The following is a 9,382-nucleotide window of genomic DNA, read 5'->3' as shown; positions in this document are numbered from 1 at the left end:
GTACCGTCCTTGTCCTTATTGCCGAAGCGTGGTGCGACGAGACGTGCAAACTTTTCGAGTTCATCGTTGTTCTGCTCGGGGTCGAGGTGACCTTGCCCAAACATCAGGAACAGTTCGTTGAATCCCAGCCTGTCATGCGCCTTACCGATCTTGTCGGCGATCTCTTCGGCCGACCCAATCAGAACGTTCGGCATCTTCTGACCAAAGGGGATGAACCATTTATCCCAGAACCATTTGTGCTCGGCCATCAATTGCTGTGCCTTGTCCTTGTCACTCGTCAGCATCAAGAACCCGCCCCAGGCAGCGATATCTTCACGCGGCACCTCATGGCCAGCTTTCTGGGCACTGTCCGCATAGCGGTTCCAGAGAGCCTCGCAGAAGTCAAGATCCTCGGCCAGAACAATTAGCTTGCCGCCCTCTCGCGCCCAGAAATCAACCGTTTTCATGCTCGCCGCAAAACCACCATAGACCTTCGGGTGAGGATTCTGGAAGCAGCGCGGCGCGATGCCAATCTGACGCACGATGCCGTCAGCATCCATTCCCTTGCCGAATGCGGCATAGGCGGGATGCCCGACCGAGCCGCCATTCGGCGGAAATTCCCAGTGCTTGCCCTTGTGGCTGAAGACGTCATTGGCCCATGCCTTCTTGATCACTGCGAAGGATTCCTCAAAAACCTCACGGTTGAGTTCGTCCTGGTTGTCCTTGGCCTTGGCATTATGCGGCCCAGTGGCCTGGACGCCTCTGATGGCCGCGAATGAGTCGACCCAACGCGGATGATAGCCGCGGGTAAAACCGACAAACAGCCTTCCCTGAAGCATATGGTCGAGTGTGGCGATTTCTTCAGCAATACGAACTGGGTTATGAGTCGGCAACGTATATCCCATGATTCCGGCCTTTAGCCGTTTGGAATGCATGCCCACATAGAGACTAAACATACCTGGATGGTTGTTGATCTCAAAGCCTTCTATCTGAAGGTGGTGTTCAGGCTGCGAGTAACCGGCATAACCAAGGTCGTCGGCTAGACGAACATAATCGCGGACTTCAGCAAGGAACCGTTGATACAACTCCGGGCGCTGACCAGCCATGCCCTGCTCTAACTCGTAACGCCGACCGATAACGCCGGTTTGCATAAGATTGAATTTCATATATTCCTCAGATTGGGGTGGGGACGGAAGTGCTGATATCTCATTCTGAGGCATTTTCAAACATCAGTCAACACTATTGTTGACTATCATCGAATATGTTGACTATTCTTTTGTTTGTCCCTAATCTGAAGCAACGTCGCATCCTGCACGCACCTTGAAAAATAAAGGGAAATCATATTAGCTCTTGTTGCAACAAGGGCTCTCCACGGAGAAACCAATGAATGAACCAAAATCACCATTGCAATACTTCAACGATGGCGCCATAGCGCGCATCGTATTCAATCGTCCGGAAGCGCTGAACGCCATTGATACAACCATGGCTTCGGCATTTCATGATGCCTGCCTATGCATTTCAGCAGACCCCATGATCCGAGTGGTCGTTCTTAGCGGCGCCGGCCGGGCCTTCATGGCGGGAGGAGATATTGCACAGTTCCGCGACGATCCCCAGTCGATACCGACAACATTGATCGATCCGATGCATGAGGGGTTGATGGTCCTGACGAGTCTGAAAGTCCCTGTCGTTGCGAGTCTCCAAGGAGCCGTTGCGGGTGCCGGCCTGAGCATTGCGCTTGCCTGTGATCTCGCCATTGCCGCTGAAGGTACGAAGTTCAACTTCGCCTACTCGAACCTCGCAACCAGCTGTGATCTTGGCGCGTCATGGAGCCTGCCGCGCCTGGTGGGTCTGAGGCGAGCCTTGGAAATCGCTTTGCTTCCGGAAGCCATCAACACGGTGAGTGCGCTACAGATCGGGCTCATAAATCAGATCGTACCTGCGGACAACCTTGTCGACGCGACTGATGCGTTGGCACAAAGACTGGCCTCGGGCCCTACTGTTGCTTACGGAATGCTCAAGCGACTGATGCGTGAATCTCTCGGCAATAGCTTGGGGACACAATTGAATGCTGAACGTGCCAGCTTCAGCGCTTGCGCCACAACTTCGGACTTCAAGGAAGCAGTAGTTGCTTTTTTGGAAAAGCGCCCTCCTACATTCAAGGGCCGTTAGCTTTTCGTCATTCAGTACGCGCCGCGACAATGGCGCGGTTCGCAGTGTTTACCCAGCGCCTGCAAGCAAGCGACTCACTTAATCATACCTGCGAGAACCCTAGCACGCAAAGCTCGCTTGTTGACCTTGGTTGCTGACATCGGCCATTCGTCAGCCTCGAGGAAATAGACTGCCCTCGGAATCTTGTAGTTGGCTATCCGTCCCTTGCAAAAATCAATCAACTCGCTTTCCTGCGCACTGCAGCCAGGCCGCAACTCGATGAAGGCCACCGGTACCTCATCCAGTCGCTCATCCGGCCTGCCAACGACTTCTGCCAATTTGACGGCTGGATGCTCACATAAAAATGCCTCGACTTCGATGGCCGCAACGTTTTCACCACCGACCTTTAACATGTCCTTTAGACGGCCGTTGAAGATGAGACTACCCTCTGCGGACCGGCTGTATAAATCGCCGGTGTGAAGCCAGCCATCAACATCCAGGGCTTCGGCGGTCTTGGCTGGGTCACGATAATAGCCACTCATCACGCAGTAACCACGTACCAGAATCTCTCCAACTTCGCCCGGATCTGCGTCTTTGCCAGTATCAGGGTTGACGATACGAACCTCGATCCCAGGAACCGCTCTTCCTTGTGTCGTAGCCCTTAGGGAGGCTGACTCGGTGCGATCACTGATTGCAAAAATTCCAGCCGTCTCAGTCATTCCGCAACCTTGAAGGATTTCTGCGGCTGGGAAAAATGATTGCATTCGAGCAACAAGCGCAGGAGGGCCGATCACGATGAGGGACCGAAGTTCCTCAAGTTTTCCAGGATCAAAGGTCGGATGGTCGAGTAAGCCTTGGACGATTGCCGGAAACCAAGGCCATGCCCTTGTAACGCGCTCTCGACTCATCAGTTCCAGCGCACGCCCCGGTTCAAAATGTGTATCGGTCACGTAGGTGCCTACGGCAGCAATGGTTCCAATGAACGGCGCCAGTGATCCGATATGAAATAACGGTCCCGCTCCCCAGTGAATGTCATGCTCCCCTGAAGATAATCGTCTACGACCCCGCTCCGTCGGACCACGCGTCATCGCTTCATGTGACAGCAGGCAGCCTTTCGGATTTGCGGTTGTGCCTGAAGTGTAGATGATCACTGCTGTGTTCCGCACACAGATTCTATGTCGTGCCAGATCGACTTCCTTCACATCAACTTGGGATGCCCCGCGGTCGAATTCGGTTCGCCCGAGGCAGCCGTCGCTGCCCTCACCACGGAGCAGCACGACTCTACGCAAACAAGGCGCTTCCGGCAAATCTAGATGAATGGGATCCGTAGCCCCTCCTAGCGATGGCAGTGCAGTGCACAGCACTTTTCTGAAATCGACATATTCGCTTTCGTCAGCAGTTGTGAGAAGAGCAGTCAATTGCGCATTGTCGATGACGTAGCCCAGTTCTAAAGCCTTGTGTCGGGCATTCAGGGGAACCACCACACAACCGAGCAAGCTGATTCCAAAGAAGGCCTCGGCAAACTCAGTACAGTTTGCAGATAACAACCCAACGTGGTCTCCCGGACGAACGTCGAGTGCAATCAGGCCCCGTGCTACTTGTATGGCGCCTTGCAAAAGTTCGGAATAAGTTTTTCGGCTGTCGGGAAATACAATAGCATCGCGATCAGGATGAATTTTCGTGCCGCGCACAAGAAGATCAGCGATGGTTGACGCCTCGCAGTAATAGTCAAGATCAATCATTAGAATTCACTCGAAATATTGAAACCAATAGGAACCGCTCCAACTGGCCGTCTTTTCTTACCTACAATCCAAGCGCACGCCGCAAGGGCACGCTCTCAGCCGCAAATTTTATTCAATAACCCTTTAAAAATCAGTCTATTGGTATTGCTAAGCTGCCGACCAATCTTGGGATCGTTCCTGGCCATATTCAATCCCTTGCCTCAATACAGATTGTCAATTTTGACATTTCACCATATCCAGGCGTGCCAGCCAATGCCAAACATTTGAGATGACGCAATGCCCCGATGTTCAGGCACGGAATTTCCAATTGATTCGGTGTCCCTCCAATTAGAGACTCTGGCAGAGTCGCCGCTCATGTAGAAATATCATTTGAAATTTTATCTACGGACTTGATGTTGCCTTTTTATATTGATCTACTAATTATTCCTGCACGAAGCCACCGATTTTTCGGGTAGCCCGGGAGGCAGACTGCAGCATACGGTCCAAATAAGGCTGGATACCAACGCCGTCAGGCGGCTTCGGAAAGTCGTATAGCGTCAATGCCAGCGCAACATCTCCATTCGGTCCGAAGACCGGCACTGAAATCAGTCGAACTTCATTCTGCACCGATGGAAGTAACTGCTCCGGATCAAAGGAAAGCTGCTGAATCAGTTCACGCAAATCCACGTCCTGTGCCGCAACTCCGCCATCTGCCAGCTTCGCCAGCGTCGTAATGAACGCGCGTTGCGCGTCGCTGACAAGCCCCACGGAATAACCACGCTCGCGAATAATCCGCAGCGATGCTTTCACCTCGGCTTGCGCAGATGGCGCTGTGGATGCGCGAAGCCAGAGGTCGATTTTTGCATCGCCACTCCAGGCACCGAACACGGACGCGGTCGGAGGAATGTTCGGCAATCGCTGACCGACGAGCGTTGAAACGGTATGGCGCTTCGAGCTTCCCGCGCCGGCAATGATTACGATTTCGTTGTCGACCCGAGCCGTGGCGATGCAGCGCGCAGAGAATTCAGCGGCAAGTTCTTCCATCTCCGAACGCACCATGTCGACGAGACGAAGCTGCTCTGTAATTGTTCCCAATGGATCTGGGGCCACAAGTGACAGCGGCGAAAATTTTCCATATCCTCCCTGGAAAAACAGCATAGGCAAGCCACCCGTATTTATTTGGAGCTCATTGACCTTGCCGATAACGATGTAATGGTCGCCTGCCTCCTGGACGGAGTGTATTTCGCAATCAATCCACGCCACGGAATCGTCGAGAATTGGCGATCCGGATTGTGCCAACCGATAGGAAATCCCTTCAAATTTGTCTGGCGCTTTTGAGGCGAAGCGCCGGCACAGTGATTCTTGATCTGCGCCCAGGATGTTAACGCAGAATTTACCGGCAGCTTCGATCTTTGGCCAACTTGTTGAACTACGATCCGGCAGAAACGCAACCAGAGGCGGGTCGAGTGATACCGACGTGAACGATCCAACCACCATTCCAGCCATCGGACCGTTTGGCGGAGATGCAGCGACGACGCATACCCCGGTAGGGAATTGGCCAAGCACTTGTCTGAACCAATTCGGATTCGTTGCTTCACGCGATTCCTGGCTGGAAGTAGTCATTTCATACCCTTCTGTTCGATTGTTTTACAGTCTCGCTTTTCAGAATCCCTTGTAAAAGCCGAAGTGAACGGCGCAATCTCGTATTGATTTGCGCAACCGTACAGATAGTACAGTGAGCATCGCGGACGTGAATTTGCGGCGCACACCAGGCTTTGTGAGTGGTTCCTAGCGGCCTCGCCATTCAGGCTTACGCTTTTCGGCGAATGCGCGCGCACCTTCCTGCCTGTCTTCGGTGAACGCATATTCCTCGATCGGCTCGAAGCGGGTTGCCAGAGCAACCTCTAGAGGCCAATCCAATCTTTGTAACACAGCCATCTTCGCCGCCTGAACGGCAAGCGGCGAGGCGGCCGTAATTTTTTCAGCCCAACGTGTTGCCGATTCCATTAAATTTGCATGATCGACGACTTCGTTTACCAATCCATGGGAAAGAGCGTCCGCAGCATTCAAACGATCGCCGGTAAGAATCATGGCCATCGCAATATGGTATGGTAGCTGTCGTATCGCCCTGTGCATGACGCCACATTCGCCCATGATACCAGCCTTCGTTTCCGGCAGACCGAACTGCGTGGTACTGGCGGCGACAATAATGTCAGCGCACATGGCCAATTCAAAACCACCTCCGAGCGCGTAACCCTGGACTGCTGCAACCAGAGGTTTTTTAAGCGTGACCAATGGTCCGCCGATCCCAGTGAGCCCGCCACCGAGAGCCATACGCGACGCGCGGTCGGTACCCTTACTGACATCCGCGCCAACGCAAAAGGCGCGCTCACCTTCTGCGGAGAGGACCGCTACCCAGATGTTGGCGTCGCGATTGATCTCGTTCCAGGCATCGAGCAGAGCTTTATCCATGCCAGGATCGATGGCATTAAGCGATTTTGGCCGATTGAGTTTTACGTGGGCAACGTGTCCCTGGAGGAAAAATTCAACATCAGACATTTGGTGTTACTCCTTTTTTTTGGACGGAGGTGATACGGTTAGAGGGCTAGTAGACGCTACCCGGTAGGCGGCCATCGCCTCCTTGAGTCCGACTCGTCTGATAAATTCCTTCAGCTCCAGAACCGCTGGTGTGAGATGCAACAGGGCGTCCATTTCTGCGACAGCCGAACTGGCATCTCTGAAGCCCATTGCCTCCGCAGCACGGTTAATTGACAGTTTTTTTATACGCAGGACCGCGGGTGGAGTCTTGGCGATACGAACTGCCAGATCCTCCACAACGGCGATGAGTTGATCGGACGGTACGCTATGATTGGCCCACCCCCACTCGACAGCAGTCGGGCCGTCAATGCTGTTTCCTGGTACAAAAGCCATTTCCTTCGCGCGCTTGGGTCCTACAAGAGGCACCCACAAGGGGGCTATGTAACCGCCACCAATGGGCAACGTGGGTTCACCTATGCGGGCGTCGTTCGCGACAACTGTGATGTCTGCATAGACGCACATCTGGGTAGCACCGGCCACGCAGTAGCCATGAACCGCCGCAATGATCGGCTTAGGATGATCCCACATTGCTATGTAGCGATTCACGTTGCGCTGTAAACGTTCGCGATCGGCTACCGGATCGGCAACGGTGGTCAATTTTCCAACTTGATCAAGATCATAGCCGGAAGAAAAGCCCTTTCCTTCGCCGCGAATCCCGATGACTGAGCCGCCTTCGGTTGCAAGTCTGCGCAGCGCGTCCGAAAACTCGTCGAGCAGTTCATTCGAAAGCGCATTTGCTTTGTCGGGGCGATTAAGAATCAACCACGTCAAAGGTCCACTATGTTCGATACGGATTGTGCGGTAGTTGAACACGAGCTCGCTCCCCATTAGACTCGACGCCCAATAGGCAGCGTTTCCTTGACGTGAAAATCCTTTGCCCCGGTCGCACGGAGTTCCCGCCGTTTGAAAAACCACTGTCCCTCAATACGAACCACCTCATCGTGATACTGGCCCCAGACGTGAGAATCTGGCCGCTCACGGCTGTAACGATGCCAAGCGTACAGGATCGTGCGAACCTTGGCTTCGTCCGGGTTCGCGAAGTCAATCACGATGTTTGAGACATGGTGGCTAGTCGCGACGAAATAAGAGCCAACGCCTTCAAGCGTCTTTGCATAAGCCTCACGTCCTTCAGCGCCAAAATTGGGGGCATAAATGACGACGCAATTTTCAACGAACAAATCGGCTAGCTCTTTCGTGTGATTCATGTCGAGATGAAAGGCATAGTTATAGATCAACCTGCGAATCTCTGCTTCGGAAAAAAGCTGTTCAATATTTTGATCACTGGATTTGGTGTTCACTAGAATCTCCCTCAATGGTTGTCAACATCTGTGTTGATAATAGCTGTCGCCAATCCTGATGTCAACTACCGTTTGCAGCTACTATTTTCTAAACAAGTACATGTAAATACCCATCTCAAACGCACTAGGGGCGATTGACTCAATTGAGAGGAGGAGAGATCTTCAGGCGACAGCATTCTCCAATCGATTATCAACGAATGAGTTGACTGATTGATGGGTCTGGTGTTAATTTGCTTCGGTTGGAACGCACTGCAATTTGACCGATATTGCAAAAGGATATGCCATGCTTGAGAAAAAATATGATTACTCTTGAAGAGATGCGTTCAGAAGCACTCTCCTTTCTGAAGTCATGCGAAGAAGGGGATGAGCTTGATGAGCAGACCGCGGCCTTGATTGGATTGGCCGTAAGAGCATCCGTGTCCACCCTCGATATCGAGGGCATAGATGCATACATTGAGCGGGCGTTTAAGGCAGGCGCCACTCCCGCGCAAGTGCACGAGACCTTGGTCTTAATTTCAGGACTTGGTGTGCACACTCTGATGGTGGGATCCCGACGCGTTGCACTTATCGCTCAGGAGCAAGGGTTGATCGATGGGAGCACACCACTCGACCCCACCCGGAAAATGCTCTGGGCGAGATACGTAGGGGAAGATCCATACTGGAGTGTTGTGGAGCGAGAGGCACCCGGATTCCTTGATGCTCTGCTACGTCAGTCACCCGAAGCATTCAAGGCTTTTTTCGACTACTGTGCCGTGCCATGGAAAACAGGCGCCCTACCTCCAGTTTCCAAGGAGTTGATCTCGATTGCTGTCGACGCAACCACCACGCATCGCTACCTCCCGGGTATGCGCTTGCATCTGTCGAATGCGGTGAAACTCGGCGTTGGATGTGTGGCCATCATGCAAGCGCTTGATATCGCTGCCGAAGCGCCTGACCACGCGGGGATTCGCTAGGCAACCTTGACTGGTGCAATATTTGTCGGGAGCCGGACATAACGACTCCCGGCAAAAGGGACAGACGCCGCCGGGGGCAATTGCTAACGAATTGCGTACAGGAAATCGGTTAAATCGCTTGCCATTTAAGATGAGGATATAAGTTTATGGATGACAAGATTCAGGAATTGCTCGACAAACAAAGCATCTACGAGGTTCTGATCACCTATTGTAGAGGGGTTGACCGATGTGACGAAGATCTCCTCCGCTCTGTTTATCACGATGATTCCTATGACGATCACGGCTACTGGCGTGGGAATGGCGTTGAATTTGCTACTTTTGTGACAAATCGCCTAAAGAATGCCAATTCCGCTACAACGCACTCCATTACAAATGCGATGATTAAAATCAAAGGCGACATGGCGTGGTCGGAATCGCAAGTGGTGGCCACCCTGGTGCGCAAAGGGTATGGACCGCTTAATGCTGACGTCATGGGTGCTCGCTATCTGGACGAGATGTCGAGACGATCGGGAGTATGGCGGATAAGCAAAAGGACCGTCGTTCTCGATTGGCATCGGACCGAAATCTGGTCTGATGCGAATGCCCCTGTCCCGGTTGAAGGTTTTTCTCGCGGTGCGAGATTTCCCGACGATCCTGTTTACGGTCTGTTAGGCCCTGACATCTGAACCTGAAAATCTCAATCACA

General features: G+C 52.8%; 9 protein-coding genes. 3 read left to right on the top strand and 6 right to left on the bottom strand.

The features are described 5' to 3' along the window. Nucleotides 1-1,145: LLM class flavin-dependent oxidoreductase (locus tag BM029_RS22680; RefSeq protein WP_092439949.1), on the bottom strand; the 1,145-nt coding region annotated here is incomplete at its 3' end. 217 nt (nucleotides 1,146-1,362) lie between these two features. Here BM029_RS22680 and BM029_RS22675 point away from each other — a divergent pair. Next, nucleotides 1,363-2,148: an enoyl-CoA hydratase/isomerase family protein gene (locus BM029_RS22675; RefSeq protein ID WP_092439947.1), complete on the top strand. Its 786-nt coding sequence runs from the start codon at nucleotides 1,363-1,365 to the stop codon at nucleotides 2,146-2,148. A 74-nt stretch (nucleotides 2,149-2,222) separates the two neighbouring features. Here BM029_RS22675 and BM029_RS22670 read toward each other — a convergent pair whose 3' ends face one another. From BM029_RS22670 to BM029_RS22650, 5 genes are all read right to left on the bottom strand, one after another. Further along, nucleotides 2,223-3,869, bottom strand: a complete 1,647-nt coding sequence (locus BM029_RS22670; protein ID WP_092439945.1) for a class I adenylate-forming enzyme family protein — start codon at nucleotides 3,867-3,869, stop codon at nucleotides 2,223-2,225. Between the two features lie 420 nt (nucleotides 3,870-4,289). Then, nucleotides 4,290-5,471, bottom strand: coding sequence for a flavin reductase (locus BM029_RS22665; RefSeq protein ID WP_092439943.1), 1,182 nt, complete (start codon nucleotides 5,469-5,471; stop codon nucleotides 4,290-4,292). A 165-nt stretch (nucleotides 5,472-5,636) separates the two neighbouring features. After that, entirely contained in the window at nucleotides 5,637-6,407 is a 771-nt protein-coding gene (locus BM029_RS22660) for an enoyl-CoA hydratase-related protein (protein WP_092439941.1), read from the bottom strand. A gap of 6 nt (nucleotides 6,408-6,413) precedes the next feature. Then, a complete protein-coding gene (locus BM029_RS22655; RefSeq protein ID WP_244545181.1) occupies nucleotides 6,414-7,259 on the bottom strand; it encodes an enoyl-CoA hydratase-related protein in 846 nt (281 codons plus the stop codon). Between the two features lie 14 nt (nucleotides 7,260-7,273). Next, nucleotides 7,274-7,744: a nuclear transport factor 2 family protein gene (locus tag BM029_RS22650; protein ID WP_170851192.1), complete on the bottom strand. Its 471-nt coding sequence runs from the start codon at nucleotides 7,742-7,744 to the stop codon at nucleotides 7,274-7,276. A gap of 299 nt (nucleotides 7,745-8,043) precedes the next feature. On the opposite strand from BM029_RS22650, the gene BM029_RS22645 reads away from it, so the two are divergent. Continuing rightward, nucleotides 8,044-8,697, top strand: coding sequence for a carboxymuconolactone decarboxylase family protein (locus tag BM029_RS22645; RefSeq protein WP_211482525.1), 654 nt, complete (start codon nucleotides 8,044-8,046; stop codon nucleotides 8,695-8,697). Between the two features lie 146 nt (nucleotides 8,698-8,843). Further along, entirely contained in the window at nucleotides 8,844-9,362 is a 519-nt protein-coding gene (locus BM029_RS22640) for a nuclear transport factor 2 family protein (protein ID WP_092439935.1), read from the top strand. The last annotated feature ends 20 nt before the right edge of the window (nucleotides 9,363-9,382 follow it).

The sequence above is a fragment of the Collimonas sp. OK607 genome, assembly GCF_900111995.1.
Taxonomy (GTDB): Bacteria; Pseudomonadota; Gammaproteobacteria; order Burkholderiales; family Burkholderiaceae_D; genus Collimonas.
The sequence above is the reverse complement of the archived record's forward strand: the minus strand, read 5'-3'. Positions and strand labels throughout refer to the sequence as shown.

Excerpts from the sequence above, each read along its gene's own strand:
- BM029_RS22675 (WP_092439947.1), top strand. The coding sequence starts at position 1,363 with ATGAATGAACCAAAATCACCATTGCAATACTTCAACGATGGCGCCATA.
- BM029_RS22670 (WP_092439945.1), bottom strand. The coding sequence starts at position 3,869 with ATGATTGATCTTGACTATTACTGCGAGGCGTCAACCATCGCTGATCTT.
- BM029_RS22645 (WP_211482525.1), top strand. The coding sequence starts at position 8,044 with ATGATTACTCTTGAAGAGATGCGTTCAGAAGCACTCTCCTTTCTGAAG.
- BM029_RS22665 (WP_092439943.1), bottom strand. The coding sequence starts at position 5,471 with ATGACTACTTCCAGCCAGGAATCGCGTGAAGCAACGAATCCGAATTGG.
- BM029_RS22640 (WP_092439935.1), top strand. The coding sequence starts at position 8,844 with ATGGATGACAAGATTCAGGAATTGCTCGACAAACAAAGCATCTACGAG.
- BM029_RS22660 (WP_092439941.1), bottom strand. The coding sequence starts at position 6,407 with ATGTCTGATGTTGAATTTTTCCTCCAGGGACACGTTGCCCACGTAAAA.